Here is a 22,918-nt window from a genome sequence, read left to right on the forward strand (position 1 = left end):
CGCAGCACCATGCCGGCGCCGCGCTTGGGCGCAGGCTGCGGGCGCGGCGTCTCGGCGCGCGGCGGCGGAGGGGGCGGAGCGGCGGCGGCGGGCGCCGCAGGCGCGGGGGGAGCCGGCGTCGGAGGCGGAGCCGCCGGCTTGGTCTCGACATGGCCCGGGGCGCGACGCTTCACCTTCTCGACCACGACCACCTTGGAGCGGCCGTGGGAGAAGCTCTGGCGCACCATTCCGCCATGCTCGGTCGGACGCTGCTTCAAATGCAACGTCTTCGACGGCGTGACGGTCAGCGTCTTGTCGCCGCTGTTCTCGGTCTCGGTCTCACTCATCCAGTTTCCGATCCTCGGGCTGCGCCTGTTCGGTTGCGTCTTTCAGCGGGCCGAACTCGTCGGTCCGCTCACTGTCGTGGTTCTGCGCGTCTGCGGCTGCGCTCTCGCCTCTATAGGCGGCGAGGCGGCAGCAGCGCGCCAAAAAGGCTTGCGTCGGTCCGCCCGGCGCGAGGGCTGCATGTATCACATTTGTGCGGCCCAAAGCCAAATCCAATTGAAGAGAATCGAACAGAGAGATCGTCTCTGTGACCCTCTCGCCGACCCGGCGCGCCGTGGCCGCGCGCCGCGCCGCCTGGGCGAGCTTGCGCCGTCCCTCCGCCGAGCCGTCGCGCGCCTCCAGCACAGCGGCGACGGCGCCTTTCTCCAGCGCCTCGCAGACCTTGCCGAAGCCGGCGACCACCGCGCCGGCCTTATTGGCCATGGCCAACGATTGCAGGCAGTCGGCCTCCAGCAGCCGGTCGACGTCGGCGGGAAGCGACGGCGAGGCCGAGACCTCGGCCTTCAATTGGCGCGAGAAGGCCCTTTTCTTCAAAGCTTCGGCCACGACATCGGCGCGCGCCGTCACCCAGGCGCCGCGACCCGGCAGACGCGATCTTATGTCCGGCGTGAGGACGCCGTCCGGCGCGCGCACGAAACGGATCATCCCCTCCGGCGCGTCGCGCCGGCGGGTGACGATGCAGGTCCGTTCGCTCGCCTCGGCCTCTCTCATTCGCTCGCCGTCTCGTTTCGTCACTGCGCCTCGGTCTGCTGCGCCTCTGCCTGCTGCGATTCCGTCGGCTCAGCGGCCTCGGTCTCCTCGGCTTCCGCCTCGGGCTCCGGCGCCTCGATCCAGCCGGCGCGCACGCGCGCGTCCATGATCAGCGCTTCCGCCTCCTCGCGAGAAATGTCGATCCCATCGAGGAAGCCGGTCTGCTTGACCGTCTCGCCGTCTTTCTTCTCGGTCCAGCCGACGAGATCGTCCGGCACGCAGCCGGCGAGATCCTCGATCGACTTCACGTCATTCTCGCCGAGCTTGACCAGCATCGCCGTGGTGACGCCGTCGAGCTCCTTGAGCTCGTCGAGCACGCCGAGCTCGACGCGGCGCGCTTCGTTCTCCGCCTCGACTCTCTCGAGATAATTGCGGGCGCGATTTTGAATCTCGGCGGCCGTGTCCTCGTCGAAGCCTTCGATTGTCGCCAGCTCGCCGAGATCGACGAAGGCCAGCTCCTCGACCGATTGGAAGCCTTCCGAAGCGAGCAGCCGGCCGACCACCTCGTCGACGTCGATCGCGTTCATGAACACTTTGGTGCGCTCGACGAACTCGCGCTGGCGGCGCTCCGATTCCTCGGCCTCGGTCAGAATGTCGATGTCCCAGCCGGTGAGCTGCGAGGCGAGGCGCACATTTTGGCCGCGGCGGCCGATGGCCAGCGACAGCTGATCGTCCGGCACCACCACCTCGATGCGCGCGGAATCCTCGTCGAGAACGACCTTCACCACCTCGGCCGGCTGCAGCGCATTGACGATGAAGGTCGCCGCGTCCGCCGACCAGGGAATGATGTCGATGCGCTCGCCCTGCAATTCGCCGACCACGGCCTGCACGCGCGAGCCGCGCATACCGACGCAGGCGCCGACCGGATCGATGGAGGAATCGCGCGAGATGACGGCGATCTTGGCGCGCGAGCCCGGATCGCGCGCCACCGATTTCACCTCGATCACGCCGTCATAGATCTCCGGCACTTCCTGGCGGAAAAGCTTGGCCATGAATTGCGGATGCGTGCGCGACAGGAAAATCTGCGGACCGCGCTGCTCGCGGCGCACGTCATAGACATAGGCGCGCACGCGATCGCCGGGACGGAAGGTCTCGCGCGGGATCATCTCGTCGCGGCGGATGATCGCCTCGCCGCGGCCGAGATCGACGATCACATTGCCATATTCGACGCGCTTCACCACGCCGTTGACGATCTCGCCGATGCGGTCCTTGAACTCTTCGTATTGGCGGTCGCGCTCGGCCTCGCGCACCTTCTGCACGATGATCTGCTTGGCCGATTGCGCGGCGATGCGGCCGAAATCGAAAGGCGGCAGCGTCTCGGAAATCCAGTCGCCGACCTGCGCCGCCGGATTGCGCTTGCGCGCGTCCTCGATGGAAATCTGCGTCGCGTCATTATCGATGAGATCGACGACCAGCAGCAGACGCGAAAAGCGGACTTCGCCGCTCTTCGGATTGATCTCGGCGCGGACCTCGGTCTCCTGCCCATAGCGCGAGCGCGCGGCCTTTTGCAGCGCGTCCTCCATGGAGGCGATGACGATCGAACGGTCGATCGATTTCTCGCGCGCGACCGCATCGGCGATCTGCAGGATTTCCAACCTGTTGGCGCTGACGGCCATATCTTGCTCCCAAAAACGTCGGCCCTACGCGTCGCCGCGACGGCCGGGTCCGCTGCCTTTTTTCTTGAATCCCGTCTGCACGCCGGCCGGAACCAGCGGCTTGGCCTTATCGGCGCGCGCCGCGGCGAAACGGCCGGGCCCGCGACGAGGCCGCGCATCCTCTTGCGGCGCTTCCTCCTCGCTCGGGCCGTCGTCCTCGAGCTGCGCCTTGCCGGCGCGCAGCGCCTCGCGGATCAGCGCGTCGGTCAGCATCAGCTTGGCCTCGTCGAGATCGCGCAGCGGCATTCGCACGGTTTTTTCTTCGTCCGGCGGGGCGTCGTCGCGCTCGAGCGTCACCACGGCGTCGCGGCCGTCTCCCTCGACGGAGACAATATTGCCCCGAAAACGCTTGCGGCCAGAGGCGAGCGGCTGCGTCAGCTCGATCTTCGCCTCATGGCCGATCGCGCGACGAAAATCCGAGACTCGCACCAAAGGGCGATCTATGCCGGGGGAGGACAGCTCCAGCCGATAGGCGTCCGAGATGACGTCCTCGACGTCCAGCTCCGGCGAGAGCGCCTGGCTCGCGGCCTCGCAATCGTCGATGGTCATGGTTCCGTCGGGCCGCTCGGCCATGATCTGCAGAACCATGCCGTTCTGCGAGAGAATGCGCGCACGCACGAGACGAAAGCCGAGCTGCGCCAGCACGGGCTCGGCGATATGGGCAATGCGCGCCGCGACTCCCGTCTCGCCGCAGAGGCGCGGCTCGTCGATGAGGGAGGGCGCCTCCACGGCGCCGGCGGCGGGCGTTTCTGCCAAGCGGCTCATCCTATCTTGCGAGAATTTCCGGCCGGTGCAAACAAAAAAGAGCGGGTCCCGGCCGGGCCCCACTCTCAAGCAGCGACCATCCGAGAATGATCGTTATGAGATAGAACGGAACGGCTTATACACCTGCTGCGGGATGGAGGCAAGGAAAAGACGGGCCGCCGGGCCGCGCCGCAGTTTTCGCGAGATCGCGTGCGCTTTTTCAACGCGCGCGATCTTTTCGCCGTCACGCCCTCGGACGTCTGCCCGCGACCACATAGAGCAAAACGCCGCCCGCGGCGCTCCAGCCTCGCTCGTCGCCTGCCGCCGCCCCATCCACGAAGTCGCGCCATGCGGAGTCGAAGAACTCTTCTGAGCCGCCGCTGGCGAGGACATTGGTGCGCATTTCGTTCCGATCATAGGGACCGACGCCTTCGGCGCGCCAGCGCTCCCAGGCCTGCGCATTGGCGATCTCGCCCGGGCTGGAATGGGGTGGGATGCTCGGATGGGTCTTGTCCGAGAGCCAGACGCGCACATCCTGCAAGCCGAGCCCGGCGAACAGGCCGGGGAGCCGCTCTCCGACGAACTCCTCGCCTTTGCCGAGGCGGGCGCGGCCGAGCGCTTGCCGCCAAGCCAGCTCCGATAGCCGCAGCAGCCGCTCGACGGCCTCTTCGCCCATCTGCCCGCTGAAGGGAAGGCGCGCGACGAGATTATTCGGCTCCGCGCAGAGCACCAGTCCGCCGGGCTCGACGATTCGGATCATTTCCGCGAGAGCCGCTGCGGGATCTCGCAGATGCAGAAGCAGCGTCTGGCACGTCGCCAGATCGAATGATCTGTCGGCGAAGGGCAGGCGATTCGCATCGCAGGCGATCGCCTCCATTCGCGTATCGGCGATGGCGCGCATACGATCGACATAGCCGACGAGGTGGCGCGGCTCACGATCGACGCCGACGATTTGGGCCTCGGCCGCGAGACGCGGATAGAGCAGGGCGCTCCAGTGACCGACGCCGCATCCTATGTCGGCGGCGCGCTCGACAGCGCGCAGATCGAGGCGACGCGCGAGTAGATCGAGAAAGTCGGCGTTCCACAAATAATCGCGCTCCGCGCCGAAATATTCGGCGGAGTGCGGACGGGTCTTATCATTTTCGGCAGACATGTGAATCCCCGTGGCAAAATGCGCCCGCGAGCGAGCGTTTCATGTGCTTTCGAATGGGGATGGATCTCACATGCGCTTTATGTAGCACGCCGCGCCAAGCGGGTCGAGGATAGGCGTTTTCCGTGCGTCCGTTCCTTGACCTGCTCGTGGCGATTTGTTTGACTGCCGGCACGGCTCGATCGGAGCCCCCGTGTCCGCGGAAAGGGCTGCGCCCGCGCTCGCTTTCGAGAGTGGCGCACGAAAATACGCCCTTTCCTGTCTGATCAGCGGACGCAGACACGAGGAGGGGGTTCCATGTCCCGTGATCCACGGGCCGCGAGCGCGGCCGCCGTCCGTCTCGCTTCGCCTTTTCGTTTGAATCTCGAGCAACAGGGCAAGCGCGCCAAAGAGCTGCTGAAGAGCCTGCGCGCCGGGGACGACGAAGCGCTCTCCCGATTTCGCCGTCATCATCCGAGGTCCGCGGACGCGCCGGAGCGGCTGAGCGAGGCGCAGCTCGTCGTCGCGCGCGAGCTCGGATTGCCGAGCTGGCCGAAGCTCAAAGCGCACATAGCGGCGATGGAACGCAGCTGGCGCGGCATAGTGCGTGGCGAGGCCGCGCCGGATCGCGGCATGACGACGCTGCATCTGCGTTGCGGTCACGACATAGAGGCGAGCTTGCGCGACGCCGGGTTCATCGGCGATTTTCTCGAATATTCCGATCCGCTTTGTCAGGGTCCAGTGCTCGACCGGGCGGACTGGCTCGCAGAGCGCGCCGCTTTTCTCGCGGAGAGCTACGGCGCCGGCGTCGACCGGAGCGAAGCGCAAATCGCGGAAGAGCTCGCCGTCGCGGAGGCGCGCTTGCAGGCGGCCGCGTCTCGCTATGAGCGAGTCGTGCTCTGGCTGGAGCATGATCCCTATGATCAGCTCATTCTCGCCCGCTGTCTCGCGCAATTCGCAGAGACGCCTCCGCCGCGGCTCGAGCTGATCTCGCTCGAGCGTTACCCCGGCGCCACGCGCTTTCTCGGACTGGGGCAGTTGCCGCCAGAGGCGCTGCGCCTGCTCTGGGAGGAGCGCGCGCCCGTCGCCGAGGCGGCGCTGCTCGCCGGCCGCGAGGTCTGGTCCATGCTGCGCGCTCCCGACCCGCGCCCGCTCGCCGGAGTCGCCCGCGCGGGCGCCCCGGCGCTGCCGCAGCTCGCGCGCGCGGTCCGGCGCCATTGTCAGGAATTTCCTGGGACCGAAGACGGCCTGAGCCTGACGGAGCGTCTCATCCTCGAGCTTCTCGCGGAGCGTCCGCATAAAGCGGTCGATGCCTATTCGCGGCTGTTGATGGAGCGCGAGCCGCTCCCCTGGCTCACCGATTTGATGATTCATTCCATCGTCGAGGACATGAAGCGCGTCGCGGAGCCGGTCTTCACGGGCGCTTTCGATAGCGACGATCGCAGCTGGCCGAAGGAGCGGCTCACGATCACCCCGCTCGGGCGCGCCATTCTGGCGGGGGAGACGGATTGGATGTCGCTTCGTCCGCCGCCGCGCTGGCTCGGCGGCGTCTCCATCTCCGGCGACGCGCCTTGCTGGCGCTGGGACGAGGCCCGCTCGGAATTCGCGTTCAGCCAAGCAGCGCGACGAGCGGAGCGATGAGCGGCGCGTCGGCCGGCGGCATTTGCGCCGCATCGAGTTCGCTCGGCCGCATCCAGGCCAGCGCCTGGCCTTCGCGGGCGTGCGGCTCGCCGCGCCAGCGCCGGCAGAGATAGAGCGGCATCAAAAGATGAAACGCCTCATAGGCATGGCTGGCGAAGGTCAGCGGCGCGAGATCGGCGGTCGCCACCTCTATGCCCAGCTCTTCGGCCAGCTCGCGCACGAGCGCTTGCTCCGGCCGCTCGCCGGGGTCGAGCTTGCCGCCGGGGAACTCCCACAGGCCGGCGAGCTGCTTGCCTTGCGGACGCTGGGCGATCAGCACGCGGCCTTGCGGATCGACGAGCGCGGCGGCGACCACGAGAAGCAGAGACAAGGCGCGTTTCCCTCAATTGCCGGAGAGCACGACCTCGATCGGATCGGTCTCCTTGCCGGTGACGACGACTTCGTCGTACATCGCGCCGCCCTCGCTGAGCAAGCCGCCCTTGGGAACCCAGGTGAGCTGCGTCGCCACGAAATAGCGGCCCGGCGCGACCTTGTCGAAGGTGAAGCGGCCGGTCGCGCCCGCCTTGGTCGTGCGCGTATAGGCGGCGTATTCGGCGTCCTGCGTCGGCGTCGGCATGAAGAGGGCGGCGATGAACTTGCGCTTGCCGTAGAAATGCGAGAATCGCGCCTGCGCATAGGCGGTGGCGGGAATGAGCCGCACCACCTCGCCGGCGGCGTAGCGCACATTCATCTTGCCCTGCTGATCGCGCAGAAAGGCCTGGCCCTCTATCGTCGCCTTGCCCTCCTGCCTGATGAAGGCGGCCTCGGCGGGATCGAAGCGCATCTCGGGCGCGGCGCTGTTGCAGGCGGAAAGAGCGAGCGGCGCGAGCGCGACGCAGAGGGCGGCGGAACGCATGGGGAGAGGCCTCGATAGGGCGAAATTGCGCGGCCAATGTCGCCGCTCCGCCGGGCCGAGGCAAGGCTATAGCTGTTTTAAGGTTTCCGCTCGGGCGGCGACAGGAAGGCGGCGGCGCAGCTCGTCTCCTTGCGCCAGTCGACGACATTGGTGCGCTTGTCGTAGCAATCGCGCTTGGTGATCGCTTCCTCGCAATCGGCGCCGCCCATGAATTGATAGGTGACGCAGGCGCCGACGGCCGGCGGCGCGTTCTTGTCGTCCTTGGCGGCGGCCTCTTTCTTCTCGGCGCCTTTCTTTTTTCCCTCGTTCTTTTTTCCCGCCTTTTTTTTTCCGCCCTTCTTCTTGTCGGGCTTTTCGGCTCCGCTGTCGGCGCTCTTTTCCACGACGACGCCGGAGAGGGCGGCATATTCGCGCGCCTCCTCATAAGCGCCGGCGCAGGCGGCGAGGGGCAGAAAAAGCGCAACAAGAGAGACCGCAAAAAGCGGGCGGCGCGGCGTCATCTTCGTCTCCATCGGGCAGGGGGCGAATCGCTGCGGAGTCTAGAAATCGAGTCGACTTTCGTCAGCGCGCAATGGCGCCTAAGGGCTGCCGGTCGGCTTGCGCGCGCAGCAGCTCGAGCACGTCGCGCAGGCTGGCGACGACGGTGAGGCAGAGCGCGCGCTCCTCGGCGGAGGGCTGCAAAATGTCCGGCGTGAGAATCGTCATCGCGCCGGCGGCGGCGGCCGAGCGCAGGCCGGTCGGCGAATCCTCGAGCGCGAGGCAGCGCCGCGGCTCCTTGCCGAGCGCGCGCGCGGCGCGCAGATAGGATTCGGGATGCGGCTTGCCGCGGGCGACATCGTCGCGCGTCACCAGAATGGAGAAATGCGAGAGCAAGCCGCAGCGGCTCAGATGATGCTCCGCGGTCGGCCGTCGCGAGGAGGTGGCGATGGCGAGCGGAATATTCATCGCCGTGAGGTAGTCGACCAGTTCGCGCGCGCCCTCCTTCAGCGGCACGCCGGAGCGCGAGGCGCGGGCGACGAAGGCGCCGCAGGCCTCGATGCAGGCGTCGAGCGGGAAGTCGGCGCCGAAGCGCTCGATCATCATCGTCTCGCAATCCTGCATCGGCTTGCCGATCATGCGATGGCAGAACGCCTCGGTGATCTCATGGCCGACGGCGCGTCCGGCCGCGATCCAGGCGTCGACATAGAGCCGCTCCGTATCGAGGAGCGTGCCGTCCATGTCGAAGAGGACCGCTTCTACAGCATGGGGGAAAACCATAAGTCCGCTTCCTCGCCGCCCGAGCCGAGGCGAGTAGAAGCCGATTCGCGACACGCTGCGATGACGAAGACATCACGAGCGTATGTCATGCGCGCGCTTCCTTCTCCCGCGGGCGGGAGAAAGAAGCGCTCACGAAGGAGAGGATCAGCTGCGATAGTCGCCGTTGATGGCGACATATTCCTTCGTCAGATCGCAGGTCCACACGCGCGCGGCGCCGGAGCCGATGCCGAGATCGACATGGATGGCGATCTCGTCGCGCTTCATGATCTGCGAGACTTCCGCCTCGTCGTAATCGGGATCGCGCAGGCCCTTGTGCGCGACGCGAATGTCGCCGAACCATATGGCCAGCTTGTCGCGATCCGCCGCCTCGCCGGATTTGCCGACCGCCATCACCACCCGGCCCCAATTGGCGTCCTCGCCGGCCACCGCCGTCTTCACCAGCGGCGAATTGGCGATGGAGAGGGCGATGCGCTTGGCGGCCTTGGGGGTCTCGGCGCCCATCACCGTCACCTCGACGAATTTGCGCGCGCCTTCGCCGTCCTTCACCACCTGATGCGCGAGGTCGAGCAGAACTTCGTCCAGCGCGCGGCGGAAACCCTCGAGGCGGCGATCGCTCGCCTTCTCGATCACCGGCGCGCCGCGCTCGGCCGCCGCGCCCGTGGCGAAGAGCAATAGCGTGTCCGATGTCGAAGTGTCGCTGTCGACGGTGATGGCGTTGAACGAATTCTGCACCGATTTCGACAATAGGCTCTGCAGAACCTCGGCGTCGATCGGCGCGTCGGTGAAGACGAAGGAGAGCATGGTCGCCATGTCGGGCGCGATCATGCCCGCGCCCTTGGCGATTCCGGCGATGCGCACCTCGACGTCGCCGAGCTTGGCGACGCGGGTCGCGAGCTTGGGATAGGTGTCCGTGGTCATGATCGCCGAAGCGGCCTCGCGCCAGGCGTCACCGCGCGTATCGGCGACGAGCTTGCCGAGCACGGGCTCGAATTTCGTCGCGTCCAGCGGCTCGCCGATGACGCCGGTGGAGGCGAGGAACACCTGCTTCTCGGGCACGCCCGCCGCCGCGGCGACGAGCTTGGCGGAAAGCTTCGCCGCCTCCTTGCCGGCCTTGCCGGTGAAGGCGTTGGCGTTGCCGGAATTGACGAGCAGCGCCCGCGCCTTGCCGCCCTCGAGCCGGGCGCGGCACCAGTCGACGGGAGCGGAGGGGCATTTGGAGCGCGTGAAGACGCCGGCGACCTGCGTCCCTTCGTCGAAAAGGGCGAGCATCGCGTCGGTGCGCCCGGCGTAGCGTATGCCGGCCTGCGCCACGGCGAAGCGGACGCCTTCGATCGGCGGAATGTCCGGGTAGGTCTTGGGAGCGAGCGGCGAAACGGGTGCGGCCTTGGCCATGCGCGGTATGGGTCCTGAAAAAAGCGAGAGCGACAGGGGAGGGGTGAGCAGTGAGCAGGGCGTAGCGAGCGGGACGGGATGCGGCGGGCCGCGCTTCCCCACTCCCTGCTCCTACGCCCCACTCACTACCGCCTCATGACTATTTCTTCTTCTCGGCCGGCTTGGTCTCGGCGGGCTTCGCCTCACCCGGCTTTGTCTCGCTCGGCTTGGCGTCGGGCGCCGGAGCTTCGGTGCGCTCGATCTTCGCGCCCTGGCGCAGCTCGACGATGAGGTCCGACTGCGCCTTCTGCGCCACATAGCGGGAGACCTGATCGCGCACCTGATCCAGCGGCGGGAACACCTTCGGGCGCTTTTCGTCCAGCTTGATGATATGCCAGCCGAATTGCGTCTTCACCGGATCGGAGATCTGGCCCGGCTCCATCTTGAAGGCCGCGTCGCCGAATTCCGGCACCATGCGGTCCTTGGTGAACCAGCCGAGATCGCCGCCCTGCGCGCCCGTGTCCTTGGAGAGCTCCTTGGCGACCTTGCCGAAATCCTCGCCGGCCTTGACGCGCTTTTGCGCCGCCTTGGCCTCGTCCTCGGTGGTCACCAGAATGTGGTGAGCGTGGATCTCGGTCTCGGGCTTCTGATTCTTGGCGGCCTCGTCATAGGTCTTCTTGACGGCGGCCTCGGTGGTCGCGTCCTTGGCGACCTTGCCGAGCAGCGCCTCCATCAGCGCCTTGTCGCGTAAATAGGCGAGCTTCTTGGCGAAATCGGGCGTCTCGCCGAGCTTGTCGCGCTGCGCCTTCTGCACGACGAGCTGCTCGTCGATCAGGAAATCGAGAATGTAATTCTCCCGCGCCTTGCCCTCCAGCTGCCGCGGCAGGCCGGCGCCGAGATCGTCGAGTGCAATTTTCACGTCGTCGTCGGTGATGTCGACGCCATTGACCTTGGCGAGGACCTTGGCCTGCGCCGGGGCCGCGCCCATCGTCAGCAGAGCGAAGACGCCGATCGCGGCGAGGACGCCCCGGCTGCCGAGACGCGTGGTCTTGAGGTGAGGCATGATAGTCTCCAACAAAAGAGCGACAGGCGGGGGAGGCCTGTCGCGAACAGCGTTCCACTAGAGCAAGTCCAGGCAAAGGGGAACACGGAAATTAGGGCGCGGCGAGGGCCGGCGGCGACGTCTCGAAGGAATTGGTCGAGATTATATTGCAAGGGTCGAGGGTTGCGCAACGCCGCTCGCGCTCTGGTCGGGAGGTTCTTCCGGTTCCGGTCGGGAAAGCTCCACGATCGAGCCGCCGCTTCGAGCCCGGGAACGTGACTCTCGTTTCGCCGCGGGCGCCGGCGCGGGGCTTTCACGCGCCGACGATGCGCGTGAAAATCTCTCGCGTCGCGCGCTGCGTTTCTGCGATCTGCGCTTCGAGACGGGCGATATCCGCCGCCTCGCCGCCGCGCAGCAGCAGCTCGACGAGACCGCGCGGCGCCTGCGCCGGATCGAAATCAGCGTCGATGGAAAGCCGCAGCAATTGCGTGAGGCTCTGATAGAGGCGGGCGGCTTCGATCAGCGTCGCCGCCTCATTCGCGTCCATCAGCCCGAGGCCGGCGAGACGCTCCAGCGCTGTCGACGTCATCGTCGAAAGACAGGCCGGATGCGCGCTCGCATGGCGGAGCTGCAAATATTGCGTGACGAACTCCACATCGATCAGCGCGCCCGGGGCCTGCTTCAAATCCCAAAGGCTCTTCGCCGGCTTGTCGCGCGCGAGACGGCGGCGCATGTCGGCGACATCATCGCGCGTTTTCGCTTCGTCGCGCGGGCGTGTCAGCGCGGCGCGGATCGCGGCTTCCACCGTCGCCGCGAAATCGCGCGCGCCGGCGACGATGCGCGCGCGCGTCAGCGCCATATGCTCCCATGTCCAGGCTTCATGCGCGTGATAATCCTCGAAGGCCGTCAGGCTCACCGCCAGCGGCCCCTTGCCGCCCGACGGCCGCAAGCGAAAATCGGCCTCGTAGAGCAGGCCCTGCGCCATTGGCGCGGAGAGCGCGGCGATGAGCCGCTGCGTGAGGCGCGCATAATAGGCCGCGGCGGCGAGCGGGCGCTCGCCATCCGACTCGGCGTGTGGGTCTGCGTCATAGAGCAGCATGAGATCGAGATCGGAAGCGGCGGTCATCTCGCGGCCGCCGAGCTTGCCGAGCGCGACGACGCATACGCGCCCCTCCATGCGCCCATGCGCGCGCGCGAATTCCGCTTCGACGCGCGGCAGCAGAGCGGCGATGACGCATTCGGCGAGCCGCGCATAGGCGAGGCCGGCCTCCGCCACAGAGAGCGCGCCGGTCAATATGCGCACGCCGATGAGGAATTTCTGCTCCTGTCCGAAGACGCGCGCCGCGTCGAGCGCTTCTTCATAGGAGCGCGTTTCGGCGAGGCTGCGCGCGAGCGCGGCGGCGAGCTCCGATTCATCGGGCAGATGTTCGAAAAAGGCCGGCTCCAGCACCGCGTCGAGCACGCGCGGGCGCCGCGCAATCGTCGCCGCGAGCTTGGGCGCGGCGCCTGTGATCGCCGTCAGCAGGCTCAACAAGCGCGGATTGGAGACGAGCACGGAAAACAATTGCACGCCGGCGGGAAGCCCGGCGAGCAATTTGTCGAATGCGAGAAAGGCCTGATCGGCGTTCTGCGTCACGGCGAGCGCTTCGAGCAGAGCCGGCGTCAGCTCGGTCAGGCGCTCGCGCGCCTTGGTGGAGCGCGTCGCCGCATAGCGGCCGAAATGCCAGCCGCGGATCGTTTCCGTCACTGTCTTGGGATGCGCGAAGCCGAGACGCGACAAGGTTTCGAGCGTGCCGGGATCGTCCTCGCCGCCGGTGAAGACGAGATTGCCGGTTTGCGAGGAGAGCTGCGGCGCGCTTTCGAAGAGATGCGAATAATGGCTCTGCACCGTCTCGAGATGCGCGACCAGCGCTCGCGTGAAATCCTCGAGCGTGGCGAAGCCGGCCATGCGCGCGATGCGCAGCGCCTCCTTCTCGTCGCGTGGCAGAATATGAGTCTGCTTGTCGGCGACCATTTGGATTCGGTGCTCGACATCGCGTAGAAAGAGATAGGCCTCGGCGAGATCGTCGCGCACGCGCGGCTCGATCCAGCCATTGGCGACGAGCGCGTCCAGCGTCTCCAATGTCGCGCGGCCGCGCAGAGCGGGATTGCGCCCGCCGGTGATGAGCTGCTGCGTCTGCGCGAAAAATTCGATCTCGCGAATGCCGCCGCGGCCGAGCTTGAGATCATGCCCCAGCGCGGCGATCTCGCCATGGCCTTTGAAAGCGTGAATCTGCCGCTTGATCGAATGCACGTCGGCGATGGCGGCGAAATCGAAATTTTTGCGCCAGACGAAGGGCGAAAGCTCTTTCAGAAACGCCTCGCCGGCGGGAATGTCGCCGGCCGCGGCGCGCGCCTTGATGAAGGCTGCGCGCTCCCAATTCTGGCCCATGCTCTCGTAGTAAGAGAAGGCGGCCTCGAGCGGTATGGCGATGGGCGTCGCGCCGGGGTCTGGACGCAGGCGCAGATCGACGCGGAACACATAGCCGTCGGGCGTGATCTCCGAGAGAATGCGCACGATGCGCTTGGTCATTTTGACGAAGAGATCGACGTCTTCGGCCGGCTGCGTGACGCGCGCGCGGGCGCGATCGAAGAGAACGATGATGTCTATGTCGGAAGAGTAGTTGAGCTCAAAGGCGCCTTCCTTGCCCATGGCGAGGAAGATCCAGCCGCAGCCGCGCTCCGGCATTCGCTGATCATAGAGCTCGAGCTTGCCGGCGGCGGCTGCCTCTCGCAGCGTGAAGGCGATGGAAGCGGCGAGCGCGGTGTCGGCGAGGCGCGTGAGCGCATCGGTCGCCTGCATCGTATCCCAGGCTTTGGAAAGATCGGCGAGCGCGACCAGCAGCGCGCCCTCCTGCTTGGCGCGGCGCAGAGCGCGCATCAGCTCCGCTTCGTCCGTGACGCCTTTGGCGGCGTTGCGCGTGGCCTCGACGAGCCGGGCGAGGCTGGCGTCGGGATCGTCCGTGAGCAGGCGCGCGAGCCGGGCAGGATCGCGCGCGGAAAGCTCGGTGAGAAAAGGCGAAGAGCCGAGGGCGCCCTCGAGCAGCGGCCGTGCATTTCCCTGCGCGGCGATGACGGCGGCGAGCGCGCCAGCGTCGCGCTCCAGCACGCGCGAGAGCGCCGCCTCGGCTTGCGCATGGTCGATCGGCTCGATGATGAGGAGAGCGCGGGAGAGCAGCGAGCGGGAATTCGTCTGCGTCATTTTTTATCTGTTGCCTGCGGGCAGCGCTTCCTTCTCCCACCAGTGGGAGAAGGAGTCGCGCGGCAAGATTCGGCCGAACGCGGCGACGCAAACGCGCGTCACGAAAACTCGATCAGCTCTCGCTCGGTCAGCAGAAAATCCAGCTTCTGATCGTGCGGCTCGGTCGGCACGGAGTCGGTCTCCTGGCAGGCGTAGGCGACGCCGACGGCGACGATGCGCTTCTTGGCGCGCAGCTGCGAGAGCGTCGCGTCATAAATGCCGCCGCCATAGCCCAGCCGATAGCCCCTGCGGTCGAAGGCGGCGAGCGGCGAGAAGACGATGTCGGGATCGAAGGAGGGCCGGGTCTCGGCCGGCTCGGAGAGGCCGAAGGGGCCTTTCACCAAATCATCGCCGGGCGTGAAGCCGCGGAAGATCAGCGGGCGCTTGACCGCCGTCATCACCGGCAGGGCGGTGGCGATTTTCTCCGCCGCCAGAATCTCCAGCAGCGGGCGCGTGTTCAGCTCGCTGCGGATCGGCCAATAGACAGAGACGACCTCGCCGGTCTCGGCGCCGCGTGGCGCGAATCGACGCACCAGCGCCAGGGCGCGTTCGCCGACGGCGATCGAGGCGGCGTGCGCCTCCTCATGGGAGACGAGATCGCGGCGGGAGAGCGTCCGCCGGCGCAGTTCGGTCTTGGCGTCGACGGTCATTGGGGCGATTTATCGTCCGATGTGTAAAAGCGCGGGCCGCGTGAGCCGTGGGACATCGATCCCGGGAACCTACAACGTAGGTGGGCGCCGTAGTGACCGAGCCCACGGGCAAGGCCAGGGACAGCTCCCTTAGAGATCGATAAGGCCCCGGGGAATTAAAGTCCGTCACGCACCCCGCAGCGCCGCAAGAGCAATGTAATCCCACGCGGGCGGGAACGCCAGAGGCGACGTGGCGAGGCTTGTGGGCTGGTATCTTTTTTGATACAGTGCCCTAAATCTATGACCGAAGCTCTCGAGCCCATTCCCCTTCGCTTCTGGCGGACTCTCGCCGGCCGCGAACCAGTGCGGGAATGGCTGAACGAATTGCCGCTCGACGATCGTCGCGCCGTCGGGCGCGACATGATGAAGGTCCAGTTCGGCTGGCCGGTCGGCTTGCCCTTGTGCCGACCGTTGAGCGGCGGCTTGTGGGAGGTCCGGTCGTCCTTGCCGAGCAAGCGCGAGGCGCGCGTCTTCTTCGGCTTTCATGGGGGCGCGCTGATCGCGCTTCATGCCTTCGTCAAGAAGACGCAACGCACGCCGGCGGATGAGCTGACGCTCGCGCGACAGAGGCTGAAAGAGGTCGCATCATGGTGACGAAAAAGCAAAATCCTGCGCCGGGCGTCGGAGAAAATCCTCACCTCGGCTCGACTTTCGAGAGCTGGCTGGACGAGCAGGGCATTCGAGAGGAAGTCACGGCCGCAGCGATCAAGGAAGTGATCGCCGCGCAGCTCGCCGCCGAAATGAAGAAGAAGGGAATCACCAAAGCGCGAATGGCCGAGATGATGGAGACGAGCCGCGCTCAGATCGATCGGCTGCTCGATCCGAAGAACGATAGCGCCACGCTCGACACACTGGTGCGTGCGGCCAAGGTCGTCGGCCGGCGCTTGCGCTTCGAGCTGGTGTGACCGCTCACGCGTGCTCGAACGGCCGACGATGCTCGTCATAGGGCCGGCGGGAATGCTCGCCCCAGCGGGCGAGGCGTTCGATGCGCGTCAGCGTGAACAGGCCGAAGGGCGGCAGCACGCGGCGCTCGGTGAGGCGCATGTCGGTGCGCGAGTCGATCCAGTCGCCGATGATCGACCAGGGAAATTGCGGGCGCCAGCCGAGAGTGACGGAAAAGCTCTCGCCGATGAACTCCTCCAGCGCCGACATCGGCCAATCCGACGAGCTGACATGGTTGACGAGCACGATCTCGCCGCCCGGCCGCACCACGCGGGCGAGCTCGTCCAGCGTCTCCTCCGGGTCCGGCACAACGGTCAGCAGATAGGGCGCTACCACGCAGGCGAAGCTGGCGTCGCAAAAGGCGAGGCGGCTCGCGTCCATGCGGGCGAGGCCGGCGATGTTCTTCAGCCCCTCGCGGGCGACGCGGGCGGAGGCGCGTTGCAGCATAGGCTCGGAGAGATCGACGCCGACGACCCGCGCCTTGTCGCGGAACATGGGCAGCTCGAGGCCGGTGCCGACCCCAACGTCCAATATGCGCCCATCGGCGCGCGAGGCGATCGTCGCCACGGCGCGCCGTCCGGGGCCGAGCATATGGGAGAAAACGAGATCATAGACGGGCGCCCAGCGGGAGTAGGCGGCCTCTATCGCCTGGCGATCGAGGCCGTGCTCGAAGAAATTGAAGCCGGAAACGCCACGCGCATCGCTCATCACGCACTCCGATCGAGCTCGAGCGCCGGCTCCGGCGCGGGGGGCTCCGCTTCGGCTTGCGCGATGAAGCCGCCGCCGAGCACACGGCCGCGCGTATCGTCGCGCTCATAGAAGACGCAGGCCTGGCCAGGCGAGACGCCGAATTCGCCGGCCTCGAAGACGACCTCCGCGCCGCCGCCCGGCAGCGGCCGCAGCAGCGCCGGCGCCGGCGGACGGGTGGAGCGCACGCGCGCGGAAATCGGCAGCCCCTCGGCCGGCAGATCGGAAAGATCGCCCGCGCCGATCCAATTCACGTCGCGCAGCGCGACGCGGCGCGTTTCCAGCGCCTCGCGCGGGCCGACGACGACTTGCGCCTTGGCGGCGTCGAGCCGCACGACGAAGAGCGGCTCGGCCGCGCGGCCGGAGACGGCGGCGCCGAGGCCGAGGCCGCGCCTTTGGCCGATGGTGTAATGGATGACCCCGGCATGATGGCCGAGCACGCGCCCGTCGACATGGACGATGTCGCCGGGTACGGCGGCGCCGGGCGACAGGCGCTCGACGAGATCGGTGTAATGGCCGCTGGGGACGAAGCATATGTCCTGGCTGTCCGGCTTCTCGGCGACGTCGAGATCGAAGCGCCGGGCCAGCTCGCGCACCTCGGATTTGGCGTATTCACCGAGCGGAAAGCGCAGCATGTCGAGTTGCGCGCGCGTCGTGGCGAAGAGGAAATAGCTCTGATCGCGCGCGGCGTCGAAGGCGCGATAGAGCGCGCGGCCGCCGAAGCCGTCCTCGCGCGAGGCGATGTAATGGCCGGTGGCGAGAGCGTCGGCGCCGAGATCCTTGGCGGTCTCGAAAAGATCGACGAATTTCACGAATTGATTGCAGGCGACGCAGGGAACCGGCGTCTCGCCGCTGGCGTAGCTCTGCGCGAAAGTGTCGATGACGGTCTCGCGGAAGCGGCTCTCATAGTCGAGCACGTAATGCGGAATGCCGAGCCGCGCCGCCACCTGGCGGGCGTCTTGAATATCCTGGCCGGCGCAGCAGGCGCCCTTGCGATGCGTGGCCTCGCCATGGTCGTAGAGCTGCAGCGTGACGCCGACGACGTCATAGCCTTCCTCGCGCAGCAGAGCGGCGACGACGCTGGAGTCGACGCCGCCGGACATGGCCACGACGACCCGCGTCTCGCCCGGCGGCTTGGGCAGATCGAGGCTGTTGAGAATTCTGGCGCCGGCCGTCGTCATCGTCTTTGGACCGTCCGAAGAGCGTTGCGCGAGAACCGCCGGCGGAAGCGTCAAATCCGCGCCAACGTCTCGCAATTCATTGTAAACCATCATCCGTTCGGCGAGGCAATCCGTCCGAGCCGGTCTCTGGCGCGCCGCCGTCAGCCCCTATTTGCCGCGCGGGCCTGCCCGTTCAAGGCCGAGAGCGGCGTTTTCTGGCGGCCCGAGGCGTCGAAATTGCCAGGATCGAGAAAGGCCTCGAAGGCGGCCTTGCGCGCCGGCCATTCGCTGTCCAGCATCGAGAACCAGGCCGTGTCGCGATTGCGGCCCTTGACGATCATATGCTGGCGGAAGAGCCCCTCCGGCGAAAAGCCGAGCCGCAGCGCCGCCGCCTTGGACTTCTCATTGGCGTTGTCGCATTTCCAGACATAGCGGCGGCAGCCGAGCGTCTCGAAGGCGTGGGCCGCGAAAAGATATTGGGCCTCCGTCGCCGCCGCGCTGCGCTGGAGAGCCGGAGAATAGAGCACGCCGCCCACTTCGATGGCGCGATTGGCCGGCTCTATGTTCAGATAGGCCTGGAAGCCGAGGGCGCGGCCGTTTTCATTGGCGAGCGCGGCGAAATAGACCATTGCGGCGGATTCCGCCATTTCGGCGAGGGCGGCGCGAAAGGCGGCGAGATCAGGAAACGGGCCGATGAAGAGATAGCGCCACAGAGCCTCGCGCTCTTGTCCATGCGTCGCCTCATAGAGATCCTCGGCATGTTCCGGAGCCAGCGGGACGAGCGTCGTCAGCCGGCCGGAGAGGCGCGTTCGCGTGGGAGCGACGAAGGGAGCCGAGAGCGGAGCGGGCGGCGGCAGTTGTGACATTTTTGTCTCAGGGGTCCGAAGAATTTGTCTCAGGGTCCGAACAAGGCGGCGGTCCTGCTTTTAAACCATCGCAGTGGTACGGAACATGCCCTAGCTTCGTCATCGAAGAGGCCGCGAAGGGGCGCCGGCGAGACAGCGGCGATCGAGGTTCGCGCTCTGCGGGGGAGAAAGCCGATGCTCTATTCCGTTGTGATCCTGGTCTGCTCGTTTTCGGTCTCGCCGAGCGAGTGCCGGCCCGAGACGGCGATCGACGTCGTTCAGGGCCCCAAAGTGCCGAGCCAGTCGCAGTGCGGCTTCCAAGGACAGGCGACCATTGCCCGCACGACGCTCGCGCCGCGCGAGGGTTTGGAATATCTGAAGATCGTCTGCCGGCGCGGCGAGGCGTGACGAGAGCGGGTGTCATATTCCTGCCGTATTGTCCAACGGCCGCATCGCTGCTAAGAGGCCGCCGTGTCACGTGTTGAGGGTCGAGGCGTTCTATGGCGGCGATGAAAATTCTCGCAGGCAACTCCAACCGCGCGCTCGCCGAGACGATCGCCGCCTATGTCGGCGTGCCTTTGTGTCGGGCGCAGGTGCGGCGCTTCGCCGATATGGAGGTGTTCGTCGAGATACAGGAGAATGTGCGCGGGCAGGACACTTTCGTCGTGCAGTCGACCTCGGCGCCGTCGAACGACCATCTGATGGAGCTGCTCATCATGATCGACGCGCTGCGCCGCGCGTCGGCGCGTCGCATCACTGCGGTCATTCCCTATTTCGGCTATGCGCGGCAGGACCGCAAAGGCACGTCGCGCACGCCGATCTCGGCCAAGCTCGTGGCCAATCTCATCACCCGCGCGGGCGCCGACCGCGTGCTGACCGTCGATCTCCACGCCGGGCAGATTCAGGGCTTCTTCGACATTCCGACCGACAATCTCTTCGCGGCGCCGGTCATGGTGGCGGACATAAAGTCGCACGCCAAGCTGCCCAATGCGATGGTGGTCTCGCCGGACACCGGCGGCGTGGTGCGCGCCCGCGCGCTCGCCAAGCGCATCGATGCGCCGCTCGCCATCGTCGACAAGCGCCGCGAGCGCGCCGGCGAATCGGAGGTGATGAACATCATCGGCGACGTCTCCGGGCGCAATTGCATTCTCGTGGACGACATCGTCGATTCGGGCGGCACTCTGTGCAACGCCGCCGAGGCGCTGCTGGCGCAGGGCGCGACCTCGGTCTCCGCCTATATCACTCATGGCGTGCTCTCGGGCGCGGCCGCCGAGCGCGTCGCCGCCTCCAAGCTGAAAGAGCTGGTGCTCACCGACACGATCGCGGCGACGCCCGCGGTGCAGGAGGCGCGCAATATTCGCTTCATTCCGATCGGCCCGCTGATCGGCGAGGCCATCGCCCGCACGGCGCGCGAAGAGAGCGTGTCGAGCCTCTTCGACTGACGGGGCGCGCTCGCTTCCCCGCGAGCGGGAGAAGGAGCGCGCGCTCTCGAGAGCTTGTGAGCATATGATCGAGCCCGTTCCCGCACGTTTCAATCTCGCCCGCTATTGCATCGCCGATCACGCGCGCGTTCACCCGAACAAGACGGCGATCGTCATCGTCGGCGACGAGAGCGAGACGAGCTGGACTTACGGCGCGCTCGATCGCGACGTGCGCGCACTCGCCGCGGGCTTTCGCGATCTCGGCCTTTCGCCCGGCGCGCGGGTGATGATCCGCATGGGAAATGAGGCCGGCGCGGTCCTCTCCTATTTCGGGGCCATCGCGGCGGGCTATGTCGCGCTGCTCGCCTCCTCGCAGCTCACTTTCGAGGAGGCGTCCTTCCTGCGCGAGGATTGCGGCGCTTCGGCGCTCGTGCTCGGCCGCGATTTCGAGAGCGAAAATCATTCGCGCGACGGCGTTTCGGTTCTGCGCGGCGAGGATCTCGCGCGGCTCGTCGCCGGCGCGCCGCTGGACGAATATGCCGATACGGCGGCCGACGATCCCGCCTATCTCGTTTATACGTCCGGCACGACGAGCCGGCCCAAGGGCGTTCTGCACGCGCATCGCGCCGCCTGGGCGCGGCGGCCCATGTATGCGTATTGGCAGGGGCTGACATCCGCCGATGTGATGCTGCACGCGGGCGCGATGAATTGGACCTACACGCTCGGCGTCGGCGTCGTCGATCCGCTCGCCAATGGCGCTTCCGCCGTGCTCTACAATGGCCGTCCCGACCCGCAAGTCTGGCCGCGCCTCATCGCGCGCCATGGCGCGACCATTTTCGCCGCCGTGCCCGGCGTCTATCGCCAGATTCTCAAATATGCGGCGCTCGAGACGCATGATCTCTCGAGCCTGCGGCACGGCCTCACCGCCGGCGCCGCTCTGTCGCCGAGCCTGCTCGAGGAATGGCGCGCGCGCGCCAAGACCGAGCTCTACGAGGCTTTCGGCATGAGCGAGATTTCGACCTTCATTTCCAGCGCGCCGAGCGTTCCGGCGCGGCCGGGCTCGCCGGGGCGCCCGCAGCCGGGACGCATCGTCGCGGCTCTGCCGCGCGACGGCGGCACCGAGCCGCTCGGCGTCGGCGAGACCGGCGTGCTCGCCGTGCGTCGCGACGAGCCGGGCTTGATGCTGCGCTATTGGAACAGGTCGGATGAAGAAAGGGACGCCTTTCGCGGCGACTGGTTCGTCTCCGGCGATCTCGTCGAATTCGACGGCGACGGCTATATGTGGCACCACGGCCGCGCCGATGAGGTGATGAACGCGCTCGGCTATCGCGTCTCGCCGGCGGAAGTGGAAAAATGCCTGCTGGCGCATCCGCTCATCGCCGACGCCGCAGTCGCGGAGCGGCCCGGCCGCGATGATCAGACGATCATCAAAGCCTATGTGATCTTGCGCGACGGCGCGGCGCTGAGCGAGGAGGACATCCTCGCCCATTGCGCGGATCATCTCGCGGCCTATAAGCGGCCGCGACAGATCGTTTTTCTCGACGGGCTGCCGCGCAATCGCAATGGCAAGCTGATGCGCGCGGCTCTGCCTTGATCGTCAGGCCTTGCGGCGATCGCGCAGCGCGCGCGACGAAATGCTGGTGACGGGCGCGGCTTCCGCATCGGCCTCATTGGAAGAAACGAGCTCGGGCTTCTCGAAACGCTTGAAAGAGCCGGCCTTCTCGTCCTTCGGCCCCGCGGGTTTGCGCTCGGAGCGGATTTCCGTCGACTCCGCCGTGCCGAACAGCACGCCGCCCTTCTCGACCTCGATCTCGCCGTAGATCCACTTGCCCTCGACGCGGCCGGTGGAGCGCACGATGAGCAATTGCTTGATGGTGATGTCGGTGCCGATGCGGCCATAAATATCCGCGTCGGAAACGGAGATCATGCCATTGACGACGCCGGACGGGCCGACGATCAGCTGGCTGCAGGAAATCTCGCCATCGATGGCGCCGTCGACGACGATCGTGTCCTGCGCCTTCACCGAACCCGTCAGCGACACGCCTTCGCCGATATAAACGACATTCTTCTCTTCAGGGCGAAAGTCTTTCATCACGATGGTCTCCTTCGTTGCGCCGTTTGCCGGCTTCTTGGAATTAGATTTGCTCGGAGGGCGAAGCGACATAGCTGCGTAGCCCCGCGGCTTCGAAATTGGTCCATGAACGCTCGAGCCATGTGCGCACATAGCCGCGCAGCACGAAAGAGCGCGGCCGAGTTTCCGCGGCGCGCGCAGGCTCGTCGAACACGAAAGACGAGAACGGCAATCCGGTGAGCTCGACGGCCTCATAGGCGAGCGGATCGAGCCGCGGCACGATGATCTCGCGGCTGGCGTCGCTCTCGCCGAGATAGCGCTCGGAGAACCCGGCGTTCTCTCGAAAGAAATTGGAGGCGTTGACGCAGTTCTTGACGACGCGATATTCGCATTTGTTTTTATAGGGTCCGACCTCTTCGAGCTCGGACAGAGAGGCGACCGAGGCGCCGATGAGATGCAGCACCATCACGCGCGCTTCGCCGTGCTCCGCAGCGTCGAGCAGGCCGACATCCTCCATGAAACGCAGCGTGCGCATCAGCTGTCCGGCTTTTAAATCGACGATGGTGACGGCGGTGTGCCCGGTCAGGCTCTCGACCAGACGCGCCTGGTGGCGCACGTCGCGTATGTCGATGATCTGCGCGATGTCGGGATAGAAGCGTTTCAACGCGCCGGTCGGCGCCTGCGTGTCATAGGCGCGCACCGCGCGGTTCGACATCTGTAGAAAATCGATCAGGAGTCTCGTCACGGTCGTCTTGCCGACTCCGCCCTTGTCGGCTCCGACCAGAACGAGCGGCGATGCGAGCATTATCCTGATTCCTCGGAATGATGTGCACGACGCCGCTCGGCGAACGAACGCAAGCTGATGCGATGCTGCGCGACGAAAGCTGTGGGAGTCGCCTAGACGATAGTACTAGTACATAACGAGACAATTCGAGGTTGTGATCGCTTTGTCAAT

At 66.6% G+C, this 22,918-nt stretch carries 24 protein-coding genes and 1 other RNA gene; 6 read left to right on the plus strand and 19 right to left on the minus strand.

Features of this window, described 5'->3' with window-relative positions; translation table 11 throughout:
- The 5 genes from C5689_RS12285 to C5689_RS12305 all read right to left on the minus strand — a co-directional run.
- Positions 1-326, minus strand: a 326-nt coding sequence (locus C5689_RS12285) for a translation initiation factor IF-2 associated domain-containing protein (RefSeq protein WP_193487724.1), incomplete at its 3' end; no start/stop codon positions are given.
- Positions 319-1,059, minus strand: coding sequence for an RNA-binding protein (locus C5689_RS12290; protein ID WP_280176410.1), 741 nt, complete (start codon positions 1,057-1,059; stop codon positions 319-321). The genes C5689_RS12285 and C5689_RS12290, both read right to left, overlap by 8 nt.
- Positions 1,056-2,690 (minus strand): transcription termination factor NusA, encoded by a 1,635-nt coding sequence (gene nusA / locus C5689_RS12295; RefSeq protein WP_108917567.1) that lies wholly within the window; start codon positions 2,688-2,690, stop codon positions 1,056-1,058. The genes C5689_RS12290 and nusA overlap by 4 nt, the downstream gene beginning before the upstream one ends.
- A 24-nt stretch (positions 2,691-2,714) precedes the next feature.
- Positions 2,715-3,494 carry a ribosome maturation factor RimP gene (gene rimP / locus C5689_RS12300; RefSeq protein ID WP_108917568.1) on the minus strand — a complete coding sequence of 260 codons (780 nt, stop codon included), beginning with the start codon at positions 3,492-3,494 and terminating at the stop codon, positions 2,715-2,717.
- Positions 3,495-3,717: 223 nt separating this feature from the next.
- Positions 3,718-4,626 carry a class I SAM-dependent methyltransferase gene (locus tag C5689_RS12305; protein ID WP_108917569.1) on the minus strand — a complete coding sequence of 303 codons (909 nt, stop codon included), beginning with the start codon at positions 4,624-4,626 and terminating at the stop codon, positions 3,718-3,720.
- A gap of 294 nt (positions 4,627-4,920) precedes the next feature.
- Here C5689_RS12305 and C5689_RS12310 point away from each other — a divergent pair, with 294 nt between their 5' ends.
- The gene (locus C5689_RS12310) at positions 4,921-6,243 is read left to right on the plus strand and encodes a DUF1835 domain-containing protein (protein ID WP_108917570.1); all 1,323 of its coding nucleotides are present in this window, start codon (positions 4,921-4,923) and stop codon (positions 6,241-6,243) included.
- Here the strand turns inward: C5689_RS12310 and mutT are convergent.
- The 9 genes from mutT to ssrS all read right to left on the minus strand — a co-directional run bounded on the left by mutT (position 6,212) and on the right by ssrS (position 14,924).
- Complete coding sequence (mutT, locus tag C5689_RS12315; RefSeq protein WP_108917571.1) at positions 6,212-6,613, minus strand: 8-oxo-dGTP diphosphatase MutT; 402 nt, start codon at positions 6,611-6,613, stop codon at positions 6,212-6,214. The two genes, C5689_RS12310 and mutT, sit on opposite strands and share 32 nt — an antisense overlap.
- A gap of 12 nt (positions 6,614-6,625) precedes the next feature.
- Positions 6,626-7,138, minus strand: coding sequence for a hypothetical protein (locus tag C5689_RS12320; RefSeq protein ID WP_108917572.1), 513 nt, complete (start codon positions 7,136-7,138; stop codon positions 6,626-6,628).
- Between the two features lie 77 nt (positions 7,139-7,215).
- Positions 7,216-7,638, minus strand: coding sequence for a hypothetical protein (locus C5689_RS12325; protein WP_146188381.1), 423 nt, complete (start codon positions 7,636-7,638; stop codon positions 7,216-7,218).
- A 61-nt stretch (positions 7,639-7,699) separates the two neighbouring features.
- Positions 7,700-8,395, minus strand: coding sequence for an HAD family hydrolase (locus C5689_RS12330; RefSeq protein WP_108917574.1), 696 nt, complete (start codon positions 8,393-8,395; stop codon positions 7,700-7,702).
- Positions 8,396-8,539: 144 nt separating this feature from the next.
- Positions 8,540-9,787 (minus strand): bifunctional glutamate N-acetyltransferase/amino-acid acetyltransferase ArgJ, encoded by a 1,248-nt coding sequence (gene argJ / locus C5689_RS12335; RefSeq protein ID WP_108917575.1) that lies wholly within the window; start codon positions 9,785-9,787, stop codon positions 8,540-8,542.
- Positions 9,788-9,926: 139 nt separating this feature from the next.
- A complete protein-coding gene (locus tag C5689_RS12340) occupies positions 9,927-10,829 on the minus strand; it encodes a peptidylprolyl isomerase (protein WP_108917621.1) in 903 nt (300 codons plus the stop codon).
- 292 nt (positions 10,830-11,121) lie between these two features.
- Positions 11,122-14,049, minus strand: a complete 2,928-nt coding sequence (locus C5689_RS12345; RefSeq protein WP_108917576.1) for a bifunctional [glutamine synthetase] adenylyltransferase/[glutamine synthetase]-adenylyl-L-tyrosine phosphorylase — start codon at positions 14,047-14,049, stop codon at positions 11,122-11,124.
- Positions 14,050-14,147: 98 nt separating this feature from the next.
- Complete coding sequence (locus C5689_RS12350) at positions 14,148-14,738, minus strand: 5-formyltetrahydrofolate cyclo-ligase (protein WP_108917577.1); 591 nt, start codon at positions 14,736-14,738, stop codon at positions 14,148-14,150.
- Positions 14,739-14,768: 30 nt separating this feature from the next.
- A non-coding RNA gene (gene ssrS / locus C5689_RS12355) (6S RNA) lies at positions 14,769-14,924 on the minus strand.
- 93 nt (positions 14,925-15,017) lie between these two features.
- Here ssrS and C5689_RS12360 point away from each other — a divergent pair.
- A complete protein-coding gene (locus tag C5689_RS12360) occupies positions 15,018-15,371 on the plus strand; it encodes a type II toxin-antitoxin system RelE/ParE family toxin (RefSeq protein WP_167398718.1) in 354 nt (117 codons plus the stop codon).
- Entirely contained in the window at positions 15,365-15,682 is a 318-nt protein-coding gene (locus C5689_RS12365) for a helix-turn-helix domain-containing protein (RefSeq protein ID WP_108917578.1), read from the plus strand. Before C5689_RS12360 ends, C5689_RS12365 begins: the two co-directional genes overlap by 7 nt.
- A 4-nt stretch (positions 15,683-15,686) precedes the next feature.
- On the opposite strand, the gene C5689_RS12370 is transcribed toward C5689_RS12365, so the two are convergent.
- The 3 genes from C5689_RS12370 to C5689_RS12380 all read right to left on the minus strand — a co-directional run bounded on the left by C5689_RS12370 (position 15,687) and on the right by C5689_RS12380 (position 18,492).
- The gene (locus C5689_RS12370; protein WP_108917579.1) at positions 15,687-16,427 is read right to left on the minus strand and encodes a class I SAM-dependent methyltransferase; all 741 of its coding nucleotides are present in this window, start codon (positions 16,425-16,427) and stop codon (positions 15,687-15,689) included.
- On the minus strand, positions 16,427-17,647 hold the full coding sequence (gene mnmA, locus C5689_RS12375; protein WP_108917623.1) for a tRNA 2-thiouridine(34) synthase MnmA: 1,221 nt from the start codon (positions 17,645-17,647) through the stop codon (positions 16,427-16,429). The genes C5689_RS12370 and mnmA overlap by 1 nt, the downstream gene beginning before the upstream one ends.
- A 140-nt stretch (positions 17,648-17,787) precedes the next feature.
- On the minus strand, positions 17,788-18,492 hold the full coding sequence (locus tag C5689_RS12380) for a GNAT family N-acetyltransferase (RefSeq protein WP_108917580.1): 705 nt from the start codon (positions 18,490-18,492) through the stop codon (positions 17,788-17,790).
- A 174-nt stretch (positions 18,493-18,666) separates the two neighbouring features.
- On the opposite strand from C5689_RS12380, the gene C5689_RS12385 reads away from it, so the two are divergent.
- From C5689_RS12385 to C5689_RS12395, 3 genes are all read left to right on the plus strand, one after another.
- On the plus strand, positions 18,667-18,879 hold the full coding sequence (locus C5689_RS12385) for a hypothetical protein (RefSeq protein ID WP_108917581.1): 213 nt from the start codon (positions 18,667-18,669) through the stop codon (positions 18,877-18,879).
- A 92-nt stretch (positions 18,880-18,971) separates the two neighbouring features.
- On the plus strand, positions 18,972-19,913 hold the full coding sequence (locus C5689_RS12390; protein WP_108917582.1) for a ribose-phosphate pyrophosphokinase: 942 nt from the start codon (positions 18,972-18,974) through the stop codon (positions 19,911-19,913).
- Between the two features lie 64 nt (positions 19,914-19,977).
- Complete coding sequence (locus tag C5689_RS12395) at positions 19,978-21,486, plus strand: acetate--CoA ligase (RefSeq protein ID WP_108917583.1); 1,509 nt, start codon at positions 19,978-19,980, stop codon at positions 21,484-21,486.
- Positions 21,487-21,489: 3 nt separating this feature from the next.
- On the opposite strand, the gene C5689_RS12400 is transcribed toward C5689_RS12395, so the two are convergent.
- Together C5689_RS12400 and C5689_RS12405 are read right to left on the minus strand one after the other, a co-directional pair.
- Entirely contained in the window at positions 21,490-21,984 is a 495-nt protein-coding gene (locus C5689_RS12400) for a bactofilin family protein (protein WP_108917624.1), read from the minus strand.
- Positions 21,985-22,027: 43 nt separating this feature from the next.
- Entirely contained in the window at positions 22,028-22,768 is a 741-nt protein-coding gene (locus C5689_RS12405) for a P-loop NTPase family protein (RefSeq protein ID WP_108917584.1), read from the minus strand.
- Between the last annotated feature and the right edge of the window lie 150 nt (positions 22,769-22,918).

It is taken from the genome of Methylosinus sporium (genome assembly GCF_003113265.1).
Lineage (GTDB): Bacteria > Pseudomonadota > Alphaproteobacteria > Rhizobiales > Beijerinckiaceae > Methylosinus > Methylosinus sporium.